Source organism: Photobacterium kishitanii, from assembly GCF_000613045.3.
Lineage (GTDB): Bacteria > Pseudomonadota > Gammaproteobacteria > Enterobacterales > Vibrionaceae > Photobacterium > Photobacterium kishitanii.
This window is the reverse complement of record NZ_LN794352.1, coordinates 1,016,029-1,037,914: the sequence shown is the minus strand read 5'-3', so window position 1 is coordinate 1,037,914 and position 21,886 is coordinate 1,016,029. Positions and strand designations below refer to the sequence as shown.

20 protein-coding genes are annotated in these 21,886 nt (G+C 39.4%); 5 read left to right on the top strand and 15 right to left on the bottom strand.

The genetic code is table 11. From position 1 onward, the window contains the following. Nucleotides 1-7 precede the first annotated feature (7 nt). The gene (locus tag PPBDW_RS05165; protein ID WP_036793829.1) at nucleotides 8-1,330 is read left to right on the top strand and encodes a Na+/H+ antiporter family protein; all 1,323 of its coding nucleotides are present in this window, start codon (nucleotides 8-10) and stop codon (nucleotides 1,328-1,330) included. A gap of 94 nt (nucleotides 1,331-1,424) precedes the next feature. Here PPBDW_RS05165 and grxD read toward each other — a convergent pair whose 3' ends face one another. After that, a complete protein-coding gene (gene grxD / locus PPBDW_RS05160) occupies nucleotides 1,425-1,763 on the bottom strand; it encodes a Grx4 family monothiol glutaredoxin (protein ID WP_036793828.1) in 339 nt (112 codons plus the stop codon). Between the two features lie 330 nt (nucleotides 1,764-2,093). Here grxD and sodB point away from each other — a divergent pair, with 330 nt between their 5' ends. The 3 genes from sodB to PPBDW_RS05145 all read left to right on the top strand — a co-directional run bounded on the left by sodB (nucleotide 2,094) and on the right by PPBDW_RS05145 (nucleotide 7,205). After that, the gene (sodB, locus tag PPBDW_RS05155) at nucleotides 2,094-2,684 is read left to right on the top strand and encodes a superoxide dismutase [Fe] (RefSeq protein ID WP_036793827.1); all 591 of its coding nucleotides are present in this window, start codon (nucleotides 2,094-2,096) and stop codon (nucleotides 2,682-2,684) included. A gap of 251 nt (nucleotides 2,685-2,935) precedes the next feature. Then, nucleotides 2,936-4,123, top strand: a complete 1,188-nt coding sequence (locus PPBDW_RS05150; protein WP_036793826.1) for an efflux RND transporter periplasmic adaptor subunit — start codon at nucleotides 2,936-2,938, stop codon at nucleotides 4,121-4,123. Then, nucleotides 4,110-7,205: an efflux RND transporter permease subunit gene (locus PPBDW_RS05145; protein WP_036793825.1), complete on the top strand. Its 3,096-nt coding sequence runs from the start codon at nucleotides 4,110-4,112 to the stop codon at nucleotides 7,203-7,205. Before PPBDW_RS05150 ends, PPBDW_RS05145 begins: the two co-directional genes overlap by 14 nt. Before the next feature lie 88 nt (nucleotides 7,206-7,293). Here the strand turns inward: PPBDW_RS05145 and asd are convergent, their stop codons facing one another. Then, nucleotides 7,294-8,409: an aspartate-semialdehyde dehydrogenase gene (asd, locus tag PPBDW_RS05140; RefSeq protein WP_156312898.1), complete on the bottom strand. Its 1,116-nt coding sequence runs from the start codon at nucleotides 8,407-8,409 to the stop codon at nucleotides 7,294-7,296. 711 nt (nucleotides 8,410-9,120) lie between these two features. Here asd and nhaC point away from each other — a divergent pair. Beyond that, nucleotides 9,121-10,572, top strand: a complete 1,452-nt coding sequence (gene nhaC / locus PPBDW_RS05135; RefSeq protein ID WP_036793822.1) for a Na+/H+ antiporter NhaC — start codon at nucleotides 9,121-9,123, stop codon at nucleotides 10,570-10,572. A gap of 70 nt (nucleotides 10,573-10,642) precedes the next feature. Here the strand turns inward: nhaC and ureG are convergent, their stop codons facing one another. Genes ureG through urtA form a run of 13 tightly spaced genes read right to left on the bottom strand, consistent with a single transcriptional unit; the run spans nucleotide 10,643 to nucleotide 21,682 of the window. After that, complete coding sequence (gene ureG / locus PPBDW_RS05130) at nucleotides 10,643-11,266, bottom strand: urease accessory protein UreG (RefSeq protein ID WP_036793820.1); 624 nt, start codon at nucleotides 11,264-11,266, stop codon at nucleotides 10,643-10,645. Between the two features lie 40 nt (nucleotides 11,267-11,306). Beyond that, nucleotides 11,307-12,005 carry an urease accessory protein UreF gene (locus PPBDW_RS05125; RefSeq protein ID WP_036793819.1) on the bottom strand — a complete coding sequence of 233 codons (699 nt, stop codon included), beginning with the start codon at nucleotides 12,003-12,005 and terminating at the stop codon, nucleotides 11,307-11,309. Then, complete coding sequence (locus PPBDW_RS05120; RefSeq protein WP_036793816.1) at nucleotides 11,992-12,204, bottom strand: hypothetical protein; 213 nt, start codon at nucleotides 12,202-12,204, stop codon at nucleotides 11,992-11,994. Before PPBDW_RS05120 ends, PPBDW_RS05125 begins: the two co-directional genes overlap by 14 nt. Before the next feature lie 34 nt (nucleotides 12,205-12,238). Then, nucleotides 12,239-12,688, bottom strand: a complete 450-nt coding sequence (gene ureE / locus PPBDW_RS05115) for an urease accessory protein UreE (RefSeq protein ID WP_036793815.1) — start codon at nucleotides 12,686-12,688, stop codon at nucleotides 12,239-12,241. Nucleotides 12,689-12,732: 44 nt separating this feature from the next. Continuing rightward, complete coding sequence (gene ureC, locus PPBDW_RS05110) at nucleotides 12,733-14,436, bottom strand: urease subunit alpha (RefSeq protein WP_036793814.1); 1,704 nt, start codon at nucleotides 14,434-14,436, stop codon at nucleotides 12,733-12,735. Next, complete coding sequence (locus tag PPBDW_RS05105) at nucleotides 14,436-14,780, bottom strand: urease subunit beta (RefSeq protein WP_201774553.1); 345 nt, start codon at nucleotides 14,778-14,780, stop codon at nucleotides 14,436-14,438. Before PPBDW_RS05105 ends, ureC begins: the two co-directional genes overlap by 1 nt. Before the next feature lie 8 nt (nucleotides 14,781-14,788). Beyond that, nucleotides 14,789-15,091: an urease subunit gamma gene (gene ureA, locus PPBDW_RS05100; protein WP_036793813.1), complete on the bottom strand. Its 303-nt coding sequence runs from the start codon at nucleotides 15,089-15,091 to the stop codon at nucleotides 14,789-14,791. A gap of 47 nt (nucleotides 15,092-15,138) precedes the next feature. Beyond that, on the bottom strand, nucleotides 15,139-16,029 hold the full coding sequence (locus PPBDW_RS05095) for an urease accessory protein UreD (RefSeq protein ID WP_054261990.1): 891 nt from the start codon (nucleotides 16,027-16,029) through the stop codon (nucleotides 15,139-15,141). Beyond that, complete coding sequence (gene urtE, locus PPBDW_RS05090; protein ID WP_036793811.1) at nucleotides 16,026-16,721, bottom strand: urea ABC transporter ATP-binding subunit UrtE; 696 nt, start codon at nucleotides 16,719-16,721, stop codon at nucleotides 16,026-16,028. Before urtE ends, PPBDW_RS05095 begins: the two co-directional genes overlap by 4 nt. Continuing rightward, entirely contained in the window at nucleotides 16,721-17,575 is an 855-nt protein-coding gene (gene urtD / locus PPBDW_RS05085) for an urea ABC transporter ATP-binding protein UrtD (RefSeq protein WP_045042824.1), read from the bottom strand. The genes urtE and urtD overlap by 1 nt, the downstream gene beginning before the upstream one ends. Before the next feature lie 19 nt (nucleotides 17,576-17,594). Continuing rightward, nucleotides 17,595-18,713, bottom strand: coding sequence for an urea ABC transporter permease subunit UrtC (gene urtC / locus PPBDW_RS05080; protein WP_045044897.1), 1,119 nt, complete (start codon nucleotides 18,711-18,713; stop codon nucleotides 17,595-17,597). Between the two features lie 17 nt (nucleotides 18,714-18,730). Then, the gene (urtB, locus tag PPBDW_RS05075; RefSeq protein WP_036793809.1) at nucleotides 18,731-20,332 is read right to left on the bottom strand and encodes an urea ABC transporter permease subunit UrtB; all 1,602 of its coding nucleotides are present in this window, start codon (nucleotides 20,330-20,332) and stop codon (nucleotides 18,731-18,733) included. Nucleotides 20,333-20,392: 60 nt separating this feature from the next. Then, nucleotides 20,393-21,682, bottom strand: a complete 1,290-nt coding sequence (gene urtA, locus PPBDW_RS05070; RefSeq protein ID WP_036793807.1) for an urea ABC transporter substrate-binding protein — start codon at nucleotides 21,680-21,682, stop codon at nucleotides 20,393-20,395. Nucleotides 21,683-21,886: the final 204 nt, after the last annotated feature.

Genomic DNA, 21,886 nt, shown 5'->3' with positions numbered 1-21,886 from the left:
ATGTTTTATGAACCCTGTCGTTATAGCAGTATGTATCATGCTTGTACTCGCCTTAATGCGAGTCAATGTTGTGGTCGCACTTACATTTAGTGCCATTATTGGCGGTCTCATCGGTGGTTTATCTCTTACCGATGCTATTTCTGCTTTTGAAGGTGGATTAGGTGGTGGTGCAACAACAGCATTAAGCTACGCCATGTTAGGTGCTTTTGCCGTCGCAATTTCGCGTTCAGGCATTACTGATGTCCTTGCTCAAAAAGTTATTAAACGCATCAGCGGCCATGAAAATATCGCGGCGGCTACAGGTGTAAAATATAGCGTTCTTATCATTTTAGTATTGCTTGCCATTTCTTCTCAGAACGTTATCCCTGTCCATATCGCCTTTATTCCGATTGTTATTCCACCGCTATTACATGTCTTTGCCAAGCTTAAACTTGATCGTCGTTTAATTGCCTGTGTATTAACCTTTGGTTTAGTGACACCTTACATGGTACTACCTATCGGTTTTGGTGGAATATTCTTAAATAATATCTTACTTAAAAACTTACATGACAATGGCTTAGATGTTGTCGCAAGCCAAGTGCCTGTAGCAATGATATTACCTGCTTGTGGCATGGTATTCGGTTTATTAACTGCTATTTTTGTAAGCTACCGCAAGCCACGTGAATATTCAGTAGCAAAAATTCTTGCCAGTGAGCCAGAGAAAAAAGTCATCGATATGCGCCATGTTTATGTCGCTATCGGTGCAATTTTTGCTGCATTAGGGGCACAACTTTACAGTGGTTCAATGATTGTCGGTGGTCTAGTCGGTTTTATGGTGTTTACCTTTACTGGCGTTATCAAGTGGAAAGAAACCCACGATGTGTTCACTAAAGGTGTCCACATGATGGCGATGATTGGCTTTATTATGATTGCAGCGGCAGGTTTTGCGGCAGTAATGAAAGCCACCGGTGGCGTTGAAACCTTAGTTAACTCACTTGAAGCAATTATTGGGAACAACAAACCTTTAGCATCATTATTAATGTTAGTCGTAGGTCTATTAGTCACCATGGGGATTGGTTCGTCATTCTCGACTATTCCAATCTTAGCCACGATTTATGTACCATTATGTTTATCTTTTGGTTTCTCACCAATGGCAACCATTGCTATCGTTGGTACTGCTGCAGCCCTTGGTGATGCCGGCTCTCCAGCTTCTGATTCAACCTTAGGTCCAACTTCAGGTCTGAACGCAGATGGTCAACATGATCATATTTGGGATTCTGTAGTACCTACGTTTATCCACTACAACTTGCCATTGATTGCCTTTGGTTGGTTAGCCTCAATGGTTCTATAACTATTTACGGCTAAAAATTAAAACAAAAAAAACCGCCAACTTAAAAAGTGGCGGTTTTTTTATAAGTGCTAAATAACACACTTAAAGGACAAACTTACTCAGCTGCTTGCGCATCACGACGAGCTGCAGATTCTTTAATTAAAGCCTGCAACTCACCTTTTTGGAACATTTCCAAAATAATGTCACAACCACCAATTAGCTCACCGTCAATCCATAATTGTGGGAATGTTGGCCACTGTGCGTAGACTGGTAATTCTGCACGAATATCAGGATTTTGAAGAATATCTACAAACGCAAATTTTTCACCACAATTCATTAACGCTTGTGATGCTTGTGATGAGAAGCCACAGCTTGGCAATTTTGGAGAGCCTTTCATGTACAACAAAATAGCATTATCTGTAATTTGTTGTTTAATTTTATCGATAGTTTCCATAGCTTCCTCGTTCGATTCTAATAATCATTTGTTATAAACCCTACCATTCTACTTGGTTATCGTCACCAATAAAAATACTTTCAAATTATGTTGAGCAACTCTTTTAAGCAATAAAGCGCAATCTTAGTTATATTGATATCTATTAAGTGGTTATTGACGTTGCCAATAACGAGGTATAGGGTATTTTTTTAAGCTTAATGCTTTTAATAAACTAAAAACTTGCTAAAATAAAACGGTCAGATTCAAATAATAAGTAGCCGTCAACGTCTACTAGAAGTAATGTCGTGGGTATAAGCCCAAACAACTAAAATTAAAATGGAGAATTGAGCAATGGCATTTGAATTACCAGCTCTACCGTACGCAATCAACGCTCTTGAGCCACATATCTCTCAAGAAACGCTAGAATACCACTACGGTAAGCATCACAACACTTACGTTGTTAAGCTAAACGGTCTTGTAGAAGGTACTGACCTTGCTGAAAAATCTCTTGAAGAAATCGTACAGACTTCTACTGGTGGTGTTTTCAACAACGCAGCTCAAGTATGGAACCATACATTCTACTGGCATTGCCTAAGTCCAAATGGTGGCGGTGAGCCAACTGGCGAATTAGCAGATGCAATCGTTAAAGCATTTGGTTCTTTCGCAGAATTCAAAGCTAAATTCACCGACTCTGCAATCAATAACTTTGGTTCAGGCTGGACATGGTTAGTTAAAACTGAAGATGGTTCATTAGAAATCATTAACACTTCAAATGCGGGTTGCCCTATTGCAGAAGAAGGTCTAAAAATGACTCCACTTCTAACAGTAGATGTTTGGGAACACGCTTACTACATTGATTACCGTAATGTTCGCCCTGATTACATGGCTGCATTCTGGGCACTTGTTAACTGGGATTTCGCAGCTAAAAATCTAGCAGCGTAATATCTTAGATTAACAAAAAACCCGTTTCATTATTGAAGCGGGTTTTTTTATAGCATCATGATCATAAATATATATCAGTCACTCCAGCAGTAACATTTCCTCTCATAATGAAACATATAAAACACCAATACTTTACTTATAATACATTTAGTTGTTCATACTTTTAAACAATTAACTCAACTTTGACATGCTTATTATTGCTTCTCTGTATGATTGTTCATCACTCATAATCCAAGCGAGAGTTACTAAGCGTGTATTATAAAACGTTCCCCATCGCAGCACTCACCGTCGCCATCTTAACTTTCAGTGGTATTGCTTATGCTAAAAACGAAACAACTAAACCGCAAGCAATCCCTGTCACTGTTGAGCCTATTTCGACTAAAGAGTTCGTAACGACCCTTGATGAAGTGGGTAAAATTAATGCCACAGAGTCAGCAGAACTCACGTTTAGTACCGCTGGAAAACTGATTGAAATTAATTACCAAGATGGTGATACCGTTACTAAAGGTCAGCAAATAGCTAAACTTGATAGCAGTAAACCCAAAGCCGATCTCGATAAAGCCCGTAGCTCATTAAATACCGCCCGTAATAAGGTAAAACGAGCGCTAGCATTAGAGAAGAAGCAACCTGGAGCACTATCAAAACAAGATATTGAAGGCTTGCAAGACGAAGCGAATCTTGCCGCTGCAGACTATCGTCAACAACAAGCAATACTAAAAGATTTTATTATTAGCGCTCCCTTTGATGGCCAACTCACTACCTTCTCCCGTTCAGCGGGCAGTATGATTGATCCAGCCACAACCTTAGTCAGCCTCTATAATTTAGATCCGGTCGAAGTTACCTATACCATTAGTCAAAATGATCTTGGTAAAGCCGTAAAAGGCCAGCCTGTAACGATTACGGTTGAAGCCTATAAAAATATGAGCTTCCCTGGTGTGGTTGATTACGTCGCCCCTGCCGTTAATAAAAGCTCAGGTCGAGTCGCTATTCACGCCTTAATTAAAAACCCTAACCATGTTCTCGCACCAGGAATGTTTGCCAAAATCAGTCAAATGGTAAATGGTCGTACTGAACGCATTGTCGCACCACAAAATGCAATTATGGCACACAACGACGAGCGCTATGTGTGGCTAGTTGATGATAACAATATCGCAACCAAGCATTATATTACTCTTGGTGACAATATTAATAACGGTTATGTCGTCGTAGAAAAAGGCCTTAACGTTGATGATAAAGTTATCGTTACTGGGCAACAAAAATTAGATAACGAAGCCTTAGTCAATATAATCAAAACTCAACAATCTACTGCTGATGCTCCGGCACAACCACCCAAAAAGAAGGTCACTGATCCTTCAAAACCTATCACTCCAGTAGTAGAAGCAACAGATAAACAAGCAACGGACAAGCCAGTAACGGAGTCTAACAATGAAACTACCTGAGGTTTGTATTAGGCACCCTGTTTTTGCTTCGGTGCTCAGTATTGCGATTGTACTCATTGGTCTATTTTCATTCCAAAAATTAGCGATTCAATATTTTCCTGAACATAATTCGCCACAAGCAACTGTCAGCGCAAAAATTGATGGGGCTAGTGCTGATTTTATGTCGCGTAACGTCGCTACACGCTTGATCAACTCGGCAACAGGATTAGAAAATGTTGAGACCATGACCACTGATTGTGTTCAAGGTGGCTGTACGCTAAAAGTAAAATTTGATGACAGCATTAGTGATGTAGATTACGCCAACTTAATGAATAAATTGCGTAGTAGCATTGAGTCTATTGTTGATTTCCCACCAAGTATGGTCGATAAACCCACCGTCACTGATGACTCATCAGATAAAAGTTCAGCCAGTAATATTATTACCTTTATCAATAAAGGCGATATGACCCCCCAGCAAATGTTTGACTACATTAGCCAACAAATTAAACCTCAATTTCGCCACGTCGAAGGTGTCGGTGCAGTATATGGGCCTTATGGTGGAGCATCTAAGGCGGTGCGTGTTTGGCTCAATCCCGATCGTATGATGGCACTCAATGTCAAAGCTGCCGATGTTGTCACCACGCTCAGCTCTTACAGTTCATCATTTACTGTCGGTCAAATTATTGGTGAGGCGCGTAATTTCCAAATTAACCCAGTCACTCAGGTTAAAAGTGTTAAAGATGTGCAAGATCTAGTGATTCGAGTTGATGATGGCAATATCATTCGAATTAAGGATATTGCTGATGTCAAAATGGGTGAAAATAGTCTAACGCCAAGTGTGCTGAAAGTGAATGGCGAAACCGCAATGTCACTGCAAATTTTGCCACTCAAAAGTGAAAATCCGGTTGATGTAGCAGCACGAGTAAAAGCTGAAATTACCAAAATGCAGCAACATTTACCGCAAGGTTTAACCATGGAGATGGTGTATAACCAAGCCGACTTCATTCAAGCTGCAATTGATGAAGGTTTTCATACCTTAATTGAAGCGGTGTTTTTAGTATCAATTATTGTGGTGCTCTTTTTAGGTTCGCTGCGCATTGCATCTATTCCAATAATTACTATTCCAGTATGTATTATTGGTGTATTTGCGGTGATGTCATACCTTGGCTTTACCATTAACGTATTAACTATTCTCGCCATTATTTTAGCTATCGGCTTAGTGGTCGATGATGCCATTGTGGTAGTTGAAAACTGTTATCGTCATATTGAAGAAGGTGACACTCCATTTAATGCCGCCATTAAAGGCAGTCAGGAAATCATCTTCCCAGTTATCGCAATGACGATGACGTTGGCTGCGGTTTACTTACCTATCGGTTTAATGTCAGGCATGACCGCCGATTTATTCCGTCAATTTGCCTTCACGTTAGCAGCCTCAGTCATCATTTCAGGCATTGTCGCGCTAACACTATCACCAATGATGTGTGCTTATTTAATTAAGCCTATCGCTCAACAGCCTAAATGGTTTGTTAAAGTTGATACCAAGCTCCACCAGCTTTCAGAAGCTTATGTCAAACAATTAGCGAAGTGGTTTGAACGTAAAAAAATCATGGCAGCAATGGCATTAGCATTAATTGCACTCTCAGGAGCTGCTATTTGGTCAATGCCACAAGTGTTATTACCCACTGAAGATACAGGTTTTATTGATGGCAGCTCAGAATCACCAACCGGTGTAGGTCGTCGTTACCATGTTAAGCATAATGCCGAGCTAAATACGGTTATGGAAGGTAATGACAGCGTTGCCGCGAATTTATCTTATATTGAAGCACAGCCAACGAACCATATCTTGTTAAAGCCGTGGGGAGAGCGCACTAAAACCGCAGCGGAAGTGGTGGCAGAGCTAACGGATAAAGCATCTAAAACATTATCAGCATATAGCATGTCATTTAGTGTTCGTTCTGCTGATGGTTTAAATGCTGCTACCAACTTAGTATTAGAAATAAAAACAGTTGATCGTGATAAAAAGCAGCTAACCGATACAGCAAATACGATTGTGAAAAAGCTTAATGATTACCCAGGTTTAACCAAGGTTAAGAGTTCATTATTACGAGATCAGCTTCGCTATGATCTGACCATTAACCGTAATGCGATTATTCTATCAGGTGTCGCATATACGGACGTTACCAATGCACTATCAACCTTCCTTGGTTCATTAAAAGCGGCTGACTTACAAGCAGATGATGGTTATACCTACCCGATTAGAGTGCAGGTAAATCGTAAAGACTTAGGTAACTTTGATATTATTGATAAGTTATATGTTGCTTCAGAATCTGGTCAGAATATTCCGCTGTCAGAATTTGTTTCTATCAAACAAGTCACATCTGAATCGACCTTTAAAACTTATATGGGACAAGATAGCGCCGAGATCACAGCCACCCTAATGCCGGGGGTGACCGCTGGTGAAGTACGCGATTTTGTTGATGCTAATATTCCGTCGTTACTGCAAGACTCACAAAGCTATGCTTATGCTGGAATAGTAAAAGAACTCACTGACTCTCAAGCTGGAACCCAAACCCTGTTCTTGATGGCATTGGTGTTCATTTATCTAATATTAGCAGCGCAATTTGAAAGCTTTGTTGATCCATTGGTGATCTTATTAACAGTTCCTTTGTGTATTGTCGGTGCGGTTTTAACCTTGTGGGCATTTGGGCAAAGTCTTAATATTTATTCACAAATAGGCTTATTAACCTTAGTCGGATTAGTCACCAAACACGGTATTTTATTAGTAGAATTTGCTAACGAACAACGCAAGCTGGGCAAATCAGCAATTGAATCTGCTTGTCATAGTGCACAATCCCGTTTACGGCCGATACTGATGACATCACTGACAATGATCTTAGGAGCATTACCGCTAGCGTTTGCTTCCGGTCCTGGTTCATTAGGTCGAATTAATATTGGCTTAGTGTTAGTCGGAGGCTTAATCGCAGGTACTTTCTTCTCATTGTTTGTCGTACCCGTGGCTTATGTTGGTATGAGCAAATTAAGAGAGAAAGATGTCCTAAACTCACTACTATCGGGTCGAGGTTGGCGTAAGAAAAACCATTAAGAGGCGCGAATAAAATAACCTCTTACTCATAAAAACGCCTGCATCATTGCAGGCGTTTTTTTATCTCTTAATTAGAGCTCAATAATAACTAACCTTTTTCGGCCAGTAAAATACGCAACGTTCGACGTAATGGCTCCGCAGCCCCCCAAAGTAACTGATCGCCGACAGTAAATGCATTCAGGTATTCATCACCCATTGCTAATTTACGCAAGCGACCAACTGGGACTGATAATGTTCCTGTTACTTTTGCTGGACTTAATTCTTGAACGGTAATCTCACGCTCATTAGGGATCACTTTTACCCAATCATTATGGGATGCAATAATCGCTTCAACTTCATCAAGTGGTACATTTTTCTTGAGCTTTAATGTTAACGCTTGGCTATGACAACGCATCGCGCCAATACGCACACAAGTACCATCAATTGGAATCGGACTATCTTGCAACCCTAAAATTTTATTGGTTTCAACAGATGCTTTCCATTCTTCTTTGCTTTGACCATTATCACGCTTCACATCAATCCATGGAATCAATGAACCAGCCAATGGCGCACCAAATTCTTGAGCAGGAAAATCTGCAGCACGCAATGTTTGCGCGACTTTACGATCAATATCTAAAATCGATGTGGCGGGATTAGCTAACTCGCTAGCAACAGAATCATTAATCACCCCCATCTGGCTAATTAGCTCACGCATATTCTTAGCGCCAGCACCTGATGCTGCTTGATAAGTTTGTGATGTCATCCACTCAACCAGTCCGGCTTTATATAAGCCACCAACAGCCATCAACATCAAACTCACAGTACAATTACCGCCAACATAAGTATTGGTACCGGTATGAATACCTTGCTGGATCTGATCAAAGTTAACCGGATCAAGAGTAATAATTGAATCTGGCTGCATACGTAGTGTCGATGCTGCATCAATCCAATAGCCTTTCCAACCCGCTTGACGTAATGCTGGATACACTTTTTCAGTATAACTACCGCCTTGACATGTAATCACAACATCAAGTCGCTTTAATGCTTCAATATCAAACGCATCTTGTAGTACACCAGCATCTTTACCAAAATTAGGGGCTGCTAAACCGACCTGTGATGTAGTAAAAAATACCGGATCAATAACAGCAAAATCACCTTCCTCTACCATGCGCTGCATTAATACTGAACCGACCATGCCGCGCCAACCAACTAAACCTACTGTCATCATTTGCAACTACACTCCCTGTGGTATTGAAATTTCTTTATCCATCTATAGAGATTAATGGGATTAAAAACAAGCATAATTTTCAATTATAAATAAAAAAATATCGATGCTTAAACCTAACCATATTTTATCGTTTGATTATCATTTGAGTTTCTTATCAGTCACATTAGGTTTTATTATCATGGTCTAAGCCTTAAATAAACGCACAAAAAACAACCAAAAACCATTCAAAAACAAGCTTTAATGTATAATTAAAGAGCTTATTTCTAAAATATGCAATCAAACTAGTAAAAAGTTAGTGTTGGCATAACTTTGAAAAAAAAGCCTTTCCCTGATAATCTTCACCATCGTGAGTAAGTGGTTAGATAATTCGTAACTATTATAATTAATAGATTTTTGTACTTTATCTATCGCTTTTTGTGAGATTTTTATAGATACACTACGACTTTACAAAAAACATAAAACACAACATATGAACCATCAATTAACACGAAAAGAACAACTAAAGTCAGTGTTTTACGAAAGATCTGTAGCAAAAAGACTTAGATCACAGAAAGAAACATTATTTATCACGGTGATAAATCAATTTGCTAAAGTAACGCCGCTTCAGTCGCTGTCTTTTTCAATCCGATTTAAAAACCAATGATAAATAGTATTGATTGGTTGGGTTGGACCCAATTTCAACAAGCTCGATAAAACAAGGTTAGAAGTATGGAAAAACAGACAATAGTGAAACTACCCTCAGTAATGCAAGTCATTATTGCCCTAGGTATTTTCCTTGCCCTTGCATTCTCTTTTACCTCAAAATTGAATTTGCCAATCCAACTGGCGCTGTACATCGGTTGGTTTGTGATTATTGCATTAGGTATTAAACTCGGACACGATTATAAGTCGTTAGAAAAAGCAGCAACAAAAGGCATTGCTAACGGTTTAGGTGCGGTACTGATCTTATTAGCCGTTGGTTCACTCGTCGGTACTTGGATTGCTGGCGGCATTGTACCAACCATTATTTACTATGGCCTTGAAGCTATCCACCCTTCCATTTTCTTGCTTGCAACAATGATCATCTGTTCATTAACGGCATTAGCAACAGGCACATCTTGGGGAGCTGCAGGTACTGCTGGTATAGCAATGATGGGGATTGGCCAAGGTCTTGGTATTCCAGCACCAATGACTGCAGGTGCGGTACTTTCAGGCTGTTATTTTGGTGATAAAATGTCACCACTCTCTGATTCAGTGATCCTTGCTTCTTCAATGTCTAACGTTGAAATCATGGAACATATCAAAGGTATGTTACCAATAGCACTGATCAGCTATATCATCACTGCTATTTTATTTACTGCTGTTGGTTTCCACTACGCTGGCAGTATTGATATGTCACAAGTAGATTCTGTGATTGCGGCAATGGATAAACAATTTGTTATTTCACCATTATCGTTTATCCCTGTCATTATCGTACTCGTATTATTAGCTTTCCGTTTACCGTCTTTCCCTGTGATTTCATTTGGCTCACTACTAGGTATTGTATGGGCGGTTATGGTGCAAGGTATGGATCCGCTTAAAGCTATCAACGCAGCTTGGGCGCCATTCTCTATTAGCTCTGGGGTTGAGTTTATTGATGCAATCTTGAACCGTGGTGGCATGTCATCAATGCTAGGTTCAGTAGCGGTAATTATTTTTGGTCTAGGTTTTGGTGGCTTACTTGATAAAGTCGGCGTATTGCAAACCATCGCACGCTTATTTGAACGTAAAGTAAAATCTGCAGGTAGTCTTGCAGTATCAACCATTGCGACCGCTTTCTTAGGTAACGTATTTGGTTCAGCAATGTACGTATCATTAATTCTAACGCCTAAGATTTGTGCTAAGAACTATGACCGTTTAGGTTATCAGCGTAAAAACCTATCGCGTAATGCTGAGTTTGGTGGCACGCTCACCTCAGGCATGGTGCCGTGGAGTGATAACGGTATCTACATGGCAAGTATCTTAGGTGTTGCTACCTTCTCTTACGCACCATTCATGTGGCTAAGCTTTGTATGTATTATCGTGACGATTGTAACGTCTTACATGGGCTGGTTTGTGGATCGCTGCCCACCAGCAACCGCAGAACAATTAGCACAAGATGACGAAGATGAATTAATGACCGTGAAGAAACTCACCTCATAATTAATTATTCAAGCTAAACAATATAACGAACCCCTTTATTTTATCTAGAGTAACTTAAAGGGGTTCTTTTTTATTTCTGCAAGGTCAACATTCCCTGAGTCAGAATAAAATCAATAATAGTATCGAGGCCTTGAGCTTGTTTAAGGTTAGTAAATACATAAGGTTTTGTAGGTCGCATTCTTTGAGTATCGGCTTCCATAACCTCAAGTGATGCACCAACATAAGGCGCTAGATCTATTTTATTAATCACTAATAAATCGGAACGGGTGATCCCGGGCCCACCTTTGCGAGGGATTTTTTCGCCCTCAGCAACATCGATAACATAAATCGTTAAATCAGCCAGTTCAGGGCTAAATGTCGCACTTAAATTATCACCACCACTTTCAATAAATACCACATCTAAGTTCTGATGCCGCTGGGCCAGTTCTTCCACTGCGGCTAGATTCATTGATGCATCTTCACGAATAGCAGTATGCGGACAGCCCCCTGTTTCAACACCGATGATCCTATCTGGTGCCAATGCTTGAGCTCGAGTTAATATCTTGGCATCCTCTTGGGTATAAATATCATTGGTCACCACCGCTATATGTAATTTATCACGAATGGCTTTACATAATACTTCTAGCAACGCTGTTTTCCCTGAGCCTACAGGCCCACCGACACCAATACGTAATGGTTGTTTATATTCCATCATCATCTTCTCCCTAAGATTATTATCACCACATAAATAACAACTATGAACGAAATAAACGGGTATATTGAGTTTCATGGCGACTACTTGCAATGGCACCAGCTGGTAGATAGCTGCCAATATCATCATCTTTAATTTTTTCGGCTTGCTGTAAAGCTAAAGGAAAATGATCGGTTAACAGTAATAATGTTCGTTGCCCTGCCGTCTGCCCTAATGGCACTAACTTAACCCCTGCCATCACCATGTTTTCTGCCCAGCTCCACATATATCCTTGTAATAACTTATCCAACGGTATATGCCAGTAAACAGCAGCAATAGCTAATCCTAATAATTGATTCGTATGAGTTAATTGATATTGTAATGGCACGCTTTGTAATACATCGAGTTGCTTTAGCAAGGTAAATAATGCCTGACCTCGCTGTCGTTCTTCTGCTCGTAACTCTTTGGTTTCTCGACATGAATAAAAATAATCATTCCAACGCTCAATAGCCTTAATATCGCCACCGGTTACCGCTTGATAATATCGGCACAATAATGGCAGTTCTAAGGTTGTAATACTTTGTTCAAGCACGACAACCAACCAATCAACTAAACTCTGTTGTGAGTTAACCCATTGCGCTTCAACTGCCCACTCAAGCCCTTGAGAGTAAGTAAAACCACCAATCGGTAGCGACGGACTCATTAGCTGAAATAAGCGGTACTGAGCTAAAGAGTCATTTATTAGTGCTTTATTTTTTAACATAGGCATATACCGAGTAGCCAACGAGCATCATTAGCAAAATACTCAATATTAATAAATTGGTATGACTCAAAAACGAATAATGTTGCACTTCTGCCGCCAATGAGTAGCTATGAGGATTAGATACAATATTATGCCCACTATGGGCTAAAGCTGATGGCGAGATAAATAACATTACAATAAGCAACATGCTAATTTTCATAATTAATATCCTTATTTTTCAAATAAACATTTTATTAATGATTATGATGTTCAGTCATCACAGCACCATAAGCTCCTGCTTCTGGCTCAAATGGTTTAATTTCTTTTTTTACATTACCTCCTAATCCAAATACCATTTGATCTAAAACATGGTCATGCTGATAACGCAGCCACTGCAGTGTAATTTGTAAGGGCACATGACGATTTCCTAAATGGTAAGCAATTCGACTCAATAACAATGGATCACGACAATAAACCGTTGATACAGATTCAGGAGCTGCTTTTATTTCAACAGTTAATCCACATCGACTCAGTAATTGTTGCCCATCACGTAATATATGTCCTCGCGGTAACAACACCCCACCAGAACGGCCATCATCTAGCGTGACTTTTAAGCGGCTTTTAATTCTACTATCAATGGGTAAACTCAAATAAGCATGAGGCTTACCGATGCTATTAACTTTAATTGCAACTAATTCAATCATATTTATCTCCTTTAATATGACGATAAATAACAATATCTAATGCATTAAAATAAAAAATACCGTTGTGCCATTGGTAATATTTCTGCGGGTTGGCAAACTAATAACTCGCCATCAGCACGTACTTGATAAGTCTGAGAATCAACTTCTATACGTGGCTGCCAACTATTTAAACGCATATCAGTTTTAGAAATAGACCGGCACTGACTAACTGTGCCAATTAAGCTCTCTAAACCTAACTCTTGAGCTAATTGTTGTTGGTGGGCTTGTTGCGAAATAAATAACATCGAAGTCTGTTTATTCGCTTTACCGTAACTACCAAACATTGGTCGGTAATGCACGGGTTGTGGCGTTGGTATCGAAGCATTAGCATCACCCATTGATGCCATTGCAATCATGCCACCTTTTATGATCAAACTCGGTTTTACGCCAAAAAAGGCTGGCTTCCATAAGACTAAATCGGCTAATTTGCCGACCTCTATTGAGCCGACTTCATGTGCCATACCATGGGTAATTGCCGGATTTATCGTATATTTAGCGATATAACGTTTCAGACGGAAATTGTCATTATCATCACTGTCTTCAGCTAAAGGTCCTCGCTGGATCTTCATTTTATGTGCTGTTTGCCAAGTACGTAAGATCACTTCTCCCACACGTCCCATAGCCTGAGAATCAGAAGCGATCATCGAGAAAGCACCCAAATCATGCAAAATATCTTCAGCTGCAATGGTCTCACGTCGTATTCTTGATTCGGCAAATGCAACATCCTCAGCAATCGACGGTGACAAATGATGACAGACCATCAACATATCAAGATGTTCATCAACGGTATTGATAGTGTAAGGGCGAGTAGGATTTGTCGAGGAAGGTAAAATATTGGCAGAGCCGCACGCACGAATAATATCAGGAGCATGACCGCCCCCCGCCCCCTCAGTGTGATAAGTGTGGATCACTCGATTACCAATAGCATCAAGGGTCGATTCAACAAAACCAGATTCATTAAGGGTGTCAGTATGAATAGCGACTTGAACGTCCATTTCATCAGCAACAGATAGACAAGTATCAATGGCCGCAGGGGTTGTGCCCCAATCCTCATGGAGTTTTAACCCGACAGCACCCGCCACGACTTGCTCGCGTAGCCCTTGTGGTTGACTGCTGTTACCTTTACCTAATAATCCAAAATTCATAGGAAAATGATCAAGGGATTGCAACATTCGATGCAAATTCCATGGCCCCGGAGTACAGGTGGTTGCATTTGTTCCTGTTGCAGGTCCTGTTCCACCACCTATCATGGTTGTTATTCCTGAAGCCAACGCCTCTTCAATTTGTTGCGGGCAAATGAAATGAATATGTGAATCAATTCCTCCTGCGGTAAGAATATTTCCTTCACCTGCGATGATCTCAGTTCCAGGACCAATAACAATCGTTACTTCTGGTTGAATATCAGGATTACCTGCTTTTCCTATCGCAGTAATACGGCCATTTTTTACCGCAACATCCGCTTTAACGATCCCGCAATAATCTAAAATAACGGCATTGGTGATCACTAAATCTGGGGTTTCTGCACTCGGTCGTTGGCTTTGTCCCATTCCATCCCGAATCACTTTCCCACCACCGAACTTAACCTCATCACCATAAACGGTATAGTCATGTTCCACGCTAAGCCATAAATCGGTATCTGCTAAACGCATTTTATCGCCAACGGTGGGACCAAACATTTCTGCATATGCTTGTCTTGATATACTCGCCATCACTCATCCTTAAGGCACGCTACATCACCCATTATTTTTCCTTGAAAACCAAAGATCTGTTTTGTTCCAGCATAAGCCACTAATTCAATCGTTCGTTTTTGTCCTGGTTCAAAACGAACAGCAGTCCCTGCAGCTATATTTAATCGGTATCCGAGAGTTGTTTCACGGGTAAAAACCAACGCATCATTCACTTCATAAAAATGATAATGAGAGCCAATCTGAATCGGTCTATCGCCGATATTAATCACACTAACTTTGACCGTATCACGATGTTGATTTATTTCAATTTCCCCCGCAGCAACACAAATTTCACCCGGGATCATTGCTCTCTTTTCAATCGCCATCACTCACCTCACACTATCGGCTCATGGACGGTAACGAGTTTAGTGCCATCGGGAAATGTAGCTTCAACTTGAACATCTGGAATCATGGCTGGAATACCCTCCATAACATCAGTCGCCGTTAAAATGGTTCGTCCATAATCCATTAATTCTGCAACAGTTTTACCAGCCCGTGCGCCTTCCATTATTTCAACGCTGATCAAAGCTACCGCCTCTGGATAATTAAGTTTAACGCCATGTCGTAACCGCTGTTTAGCGACTAATCCAGCACAAAAAATAAATAGTTTATCTTTTTCTCTCGGGGTCAATTCCATAATGATCTCCTGATTTAATTAACAACTATATAAAATGATAATCTGCACTATGTCGCCCAAATGCGCGGAACAACAGGCGTATAACCGAGCCATTGTTCACGGACTTGCTGCCAAACTTTAACAAAAACAGCCATGATCGTTTCACTCCAATGAGCTAATGCTCTAACAACAAGGATGCCCTCTATTTGAGTAACCGCGACAATTAACTGTTGCGATGAATAATACTGTTGTTGTTGATCCAGCAAGGCCTGTACCAAAGCTAAAAGTTCAGGAGAATCACTGGTAATAAAAAAACTAGCCGTTAAACTGAATTTTTGTAAGCCATTAATAAAAAAGCGTTTATCTTGACCATTAACAGCCAACCTCTCAGTTAAAATTGGTTTATTTGCGATCCATATTTCTGTTTTCCCCGTAACGCTACCATCACCTAAGCCCTCATTCAGTGCAGGTCGTCCAAAACAGTGCAGCTCCCATCCCATAAATCGCGCTGTTGATGCCAGTTCAATCCGTGTCGTTAGAGACACCTTCGCGTCAGTAAAAAAAATATTTTCTTGAGGTAACCACTCTAAATAACTATTTTCTTCAACCACTAATGTCTGGCTCTGCTGCGCAATTTTTCCTTCACCGCTACGGTAAAATTTCGTCGCACCAGGGGTCGTTATTAAACTATGAGCGCAAGGTGCTACTCGCGTAGAAATCGTTAAGCTATCACCACCAACAACCCCGCCAGGAGGGTGCAATAAGTAAGCATGACAAATATTGCCTTCCGGATAAAACGGCCGCTGAACAGCCAGTGGACCTTGTTGTTTTTTATGTAATAAAATGGTTTTATTGCCGCGCGGATAGAAACTTAAATTGAGTTGAGCTTGCCAGCCTTGAGTCATCGCCGTGGCTAATGGTGAAAAGGAAGTCCTTTGAGGTAACTGAGGATTTATCATACTGTGAGATACTCCGTAATCAGCGCTTTATTCAATGTTGCCATTGCTCCTGTAGCCACATTACGACCACGATCCAACAAACAAAAATGATCCCCAACCTTACGAGCAAACGGTAGTTTTTGCTCAACTAATAACACCGTCAAACCATACTGTTGGTTGAGCATTTGAATAATATCGCCAATTTCATGCACAACATTAGGCTGAATGCCTTCGGTGGGTTCATCAAGAATGAGTAGACTAGGATTAACAACTAATGCTCTAGCAATCGCTAATTGCTGCTGTTGACCACCAGATAAGTCGCCACCATAACGAGATTGCATTTGATGCAAAACAGGGAACAGTTCATAGATAAAGTCAGGTACCGTACGATCACCTTTCGTTCTCGCTGGTAATCCTATCGCTAAATTTTCCCATACCGTTAACATTGGAAATATCTGTCGACCTTGAGGTACATAACCTATCCCTAAATGTACCCGCTCTTCTGCTCGACAATGACTAATGTCTTTTCCACTCAGTTGGATATGACCATTTTTTGTGGCTAACAATCCCATAATACATTGTAATAGCGTGGTTTTTCCTACACCATTACGCCCCATAAGCACAGTACATTCCCCTTTCGGCACATGAAGATCAATATCCCATAAGGTGTGACTTTCTGCATAATATTGATTTAAGCACTTAATTGTCAGCATCATGATCCTCCAAGGTAAACATCAATAACCTGAGGGTGTTGCTGAATTTTACTCATTGTTCCTTCAGCTAATACATGCCCTTGATGCATCACCGTCACTTGACTATCAATCGAACGTACAAAATCCATATCATGTTCAACCACCACCACGGAGTGTTTTCCGGCTAACCCTATTAGTAATTCTGCGGTACGATCCATTTCTTGATGGGTCATTCCCGCCACGGGTTCATCAACCAATAATAATTTCGGATTTTGCATCAATAACATACCGATTTCTAACCACTGCTTTTGCCCATGCGATAAATTACCAGCTGCAATATTGGCATGATCGTGTAATTGAATAAGAGTTAGAATTGAAGCCAGTTTGTCTTTCTGTTCGCCGGTTAATTTGGCACGGAATGTCGCCCAGACAGAACGGGGGCCTGCCATTGCTAATTCTAAATTGTGCCATACTGATAAACAGCCAATCACTGTGGGTTTTTGAAACTTACGTCCAACACCAGCATTCGCAATCTGCGCTTCAGTCATGGTCAATAAATTTAACCGAGAACCAAGCCAAACCTGTCCAGAGTCAGGACGTGTTTTACCGGTAATAATATCCATCATGGTTGTTTTCCCAGCCCCATTAGGGCCAATAATGCAGCGCAATTCCCCTTCTTTGATATAGAGATTAAAATCATCAATTGCTTTAAAACCATCAAAGGTTTTATTTACCCCTTCAAGATAAAGTAAAATATTATGTCGAGTATCAATTAACGGATGTTGCTGAGGTTGCATAAAACCAAAAACTTTATCTCTGGCAATTAATTCTTTAATTGGCAATCTAAATTTAAATTGATTGGTAATAATAGTCATTGGGTTAACTCCTTTATATTTACGTTTTAAACCCTCGCTTTAGCCATCCTTTTACTATTTTTGGTGAATGATTAAATAAACCAGTTACACCGTGTGGTAAATATAAAGTCGATAAAACAAATAAACTACCAAGAGCAAATAACCAAACTTCTGGTAATGCTACTGTAAACCAACTTTTAGCATAATTAATAATAACGGCGCCAATAATAGCGCCAAATAAAGTCGCTCTTCCTCCTAATGCCACCCAAACTACCACTTCAATAGAATTTAATGGCGAAAATTCACCTGGATTAATAATCCCTACTTGAGGAACATAAAGAGCACCCGCAATTCCCGCAATAACAGCAGATAAAACAAATATCCATAATTTAATATTATCAACGTCATAACCCATAAATCGGGTGCGTAATTCTGTATCTCTAATCGCGACAGCCACTCGACCTAATCGACTATTAATCACCGTTTTACATCCTATATAAGCGATAATTAAAGCAACTGCAGAGCACACAAATAGCATTACTTTGGTAGTATCATTTTGCAAACTAAACCCAAGAATTTCTTTAAAATCAGTTAAACCATTATTACCACCAAAACCCATTTCATTACGAAAGAAAGCTAACATTAAAGCGTAAGTTAATGCTTGAGTCATAATCGATAAATACACACCAGAAACTCGAGATCGAAAAGCTAATCGTCCAAACAAATATGCTAATGCTCCTGGAATAAGAATAACCATTAGACAAGCAAACCAAAATTGATCAAAGCCATGCCAAAACCACGGTAATGATTGCCAATTGAGAAAGACCATAAAATCCGTCAATACTGGATCGCCATAAACACCACGATCACCAATTTGACGCATTAAATACATTCCCATCGCATAGCCGCCGAGTGCAAAGAAAGCACCATGCCCTAAACTAAGAATCCCTAAATATCCCCAAACTAAATCGACTGCTAACGCCAATAAAGCATAACTTAAATATTTTCCTAATAATGAAACTGTAAATGTATCAATATGTAATGGATGGTGATTGGGAATAACTAGATTACAAAATGGTACAATAACAGCGATGAAGAATAAGACACTCAGAGTAATCGTTCCTCCTCGGTCTTTAGTCAATATCGAACGAAAAAACATAACTACTCCTTAGTTTATTAACTATCGGCAGCTCGACCACGTTGGGGAAATAAACCTTTTGGCTTTTTTTGAATAAATAAAATAATAAAAATAAGTACCATTATTTTGGCTAATACCGCCCCAAACCATGGTTCTAAGAATTTGTTAAATATACCTAAACTTAATCCTGCAACTAACGTTCCCCATAAATTACCAACCCCACCAAAGACAACGACCATAAAGGAATCAATAATATAACTTTGTCCCATATTGGGGCCCACATTTGTCAACTGGGATAATGCCACTCCTGCAATCCCTGCAATCCCTGAACCTAAACCAAACGTTAAAGCATCAACACGTTGCGAATGAATCCCCATGGCCCTTGCCATCGGTCTATTTTGAGATACAGCACGAACTTGTAAACCTAGTGATGTTTTCTTCAAAATAGTAAGTAAGACTAAAAACACCGCTAAACAAAAGAAAATAATATAAAGACGATTATAAGTAAGGAGTAGCATCGGATTTAACGTCAATGAACCTGACATAAATTCGGGTGTTATTACCGAACGATTTAGCGGCGAAAATACCGAGCGTACAGCTTGTTGTAAAATCAAACTAATACCAAATGTCGCTAATAATGTTTCTAATGGTCGTCCATATAAATGCCTAATAACACCTTGCTCTATCATTATTCCAACACAACCTGAAACAATAAACGCTGCAGGTATAGATAAAATTAAGGCAGCAGCTAAATGATCTGGCATTAATTGCTGTAAAACATAAGTGGTATAAGCGCCAAGCATAATCAACTCACCATGCGCCATATTAATTACGCCCATAACACCAAACGTAATTGCTAAACCAATACCGGCTAGAGCCAATACTGAGCCTAAACTCAAGCCAAAAAATACAGTTTCTATACCAGCATAAATACGTTGTTGTTGTTTATAAGCATCTAAACCATATTGGGCAGCTGCAATCACTTGTGGATTTTGGCTTGCCGTTACAATTTTGGTTAAAGTTTGATAGACAATTGGATGTTTATTTTTACCTAAAATAGCAATGGCATGAAGTTGTTCTTCACCACTGCTATTGCGCGCCTGATAGTTAGCAAAAGCTAATTGATATTGTTGTTTAACCTTATCATTACTTTCTTCTTCAGCATGCTTTTTCATTAAGGAATATAACGGAAAGTCTATTTTATCAATTAATACTGTTATCGCTTTATCACGTAACGCTGGATTATTATTAGTTAAATCTATAATTGCGATTTGTTTTTTTATTTCATTCCGTAAATTATTATTAACGCGTATTTTTTTAAAGTGACGTTTATTAGCAATCGTTATGATTTTTCCATCATCAATTGCAAAGCCATTTAGATCTGGCTTTAATTTTTCAATTCTATATAAAATCTTGTCTTTTTTATTTATATATAATTTTCCGTTTATCCAACTCGTAAATATCGCTTGCTTACGTTCAATATTATCGGTATTAGATAGCCATTTAATGGCATTGATTTTTTCTGTATTATTTTTACCAGAAATTGTAGAAACAAAAGAACTATAAGAATTAATTTCAGTAGCGTGTACCTTTATGCTTATTAAACAAATAAACAAACTAATATATAAAATGACTTTCATGGCATAGCTCCATTGCAAAGTGAAATAACTAAGCCTCCCGAAAGAGGCTAGGTCATTCTATTAATGGGTATTGCCAGCACATTTCTTATCGATCACATTATAACTACCGCAAGCAAAAGGCTTACTCCAACTAGAAAATAAATCACGAGAGCCGGGTAAATAGTTCGACCACGCATCACCATTTACAAGTCCCGTCGTTTCCCATACCACTTCAAACTGACCATCATCTTGTATTTCACCAATTAATACTGGTTTAGTTATATGATGATTGGGCAACATCGTTGAAAGACCACCAGAAAGGTTCGGTACAGATACCCCAATTAACGCATCTTGAACGGCTTCAGGATCAGTTGTCCCAGCATTAGTTACCGCCTGTGCCCACATATTAAAGCCAATATAATGCGCTTCCATAGGATCATTGGTGACACGTTTTTCATTTTTAATATACTTTTGCCAAGTCTCTACAAATTCAGAATTTTTCACGGTATCAACACTCATGAAATAATTCCATGCCGCTAAATGCCCAACCAGCGGTGATGTATCCATACCTGATAATTCTTCTTCACCGACAGAAAAAGCAATAACAGGTATATCATCAGATTCAACCCCTTGAGCGCCTAATTCTTTATAGAAAGGAACATTTGCGTCGCCATTAACAGTTGAAATAACTGCAGTTTTTTTACCTTGCGCACCAAACTTTTTAATATCAGACACGATTGATTGCCAATCTGAATGACCAAATGGCGTATAGTTAATCATTATATCTTCAGCTTTTACGCCTTTCGCTTTTAAATAAGCCGCTAATATCTTATTCGTTGTTCGAGGATAAACATAATCAGTCCCCGCCAGTACCCAACGCTTAACGCCTAACTCATTCATTAAATAGTCAACGGCTGGAACGGCCTGCTGATTAGGCGCAGCTCCGGTATAAAAGACATTTTTTGATGATTCTTCACCCTCATATTGTACGGGGTAGAATAAAATACTATTAAACTCTTCAAATACTGGCAGCATCGATTTTCGAGAAACAGATGTCCACCCACCAAACACAACATCTACTTTTTCTTTTTCAATTAACTCTCGAGCTTTTTCTGCAAATAACGGCCAATTAGATGCCGGATCAACCACAACGGCCTCTAACTTTTTACCTAACAAGCCTCCTTTCTTATTTTGCTCATCAATTAACATTAATACTGTATCTTTCAAGGTTGTCTCACTGATTGCCATCGTGCCTGACAATGAATGTAATACCCCAACTTTAATTGTATCTTCTGCTGCAATGGTGATCTGAGAGAAGCATGTAAGAACAGATAGTACACTCAGCTTTATCAGCTTAGATTTGATTTGCATCTTTTACTCTCCTTGTTGTGAATAATTATTTAATCCAATATGCATACCATAAATAAGAAACAATCAAATAATTCTCAAACCACTAATTTATAATGATATATTTTTTCATCGTTAGATTTTCTTATATTAAAACTGATAGAAGATGGTGCAACTTTCTGTTGATATCACACTAATGGTGCAGTCTTTTATTTATTAATAAACAAC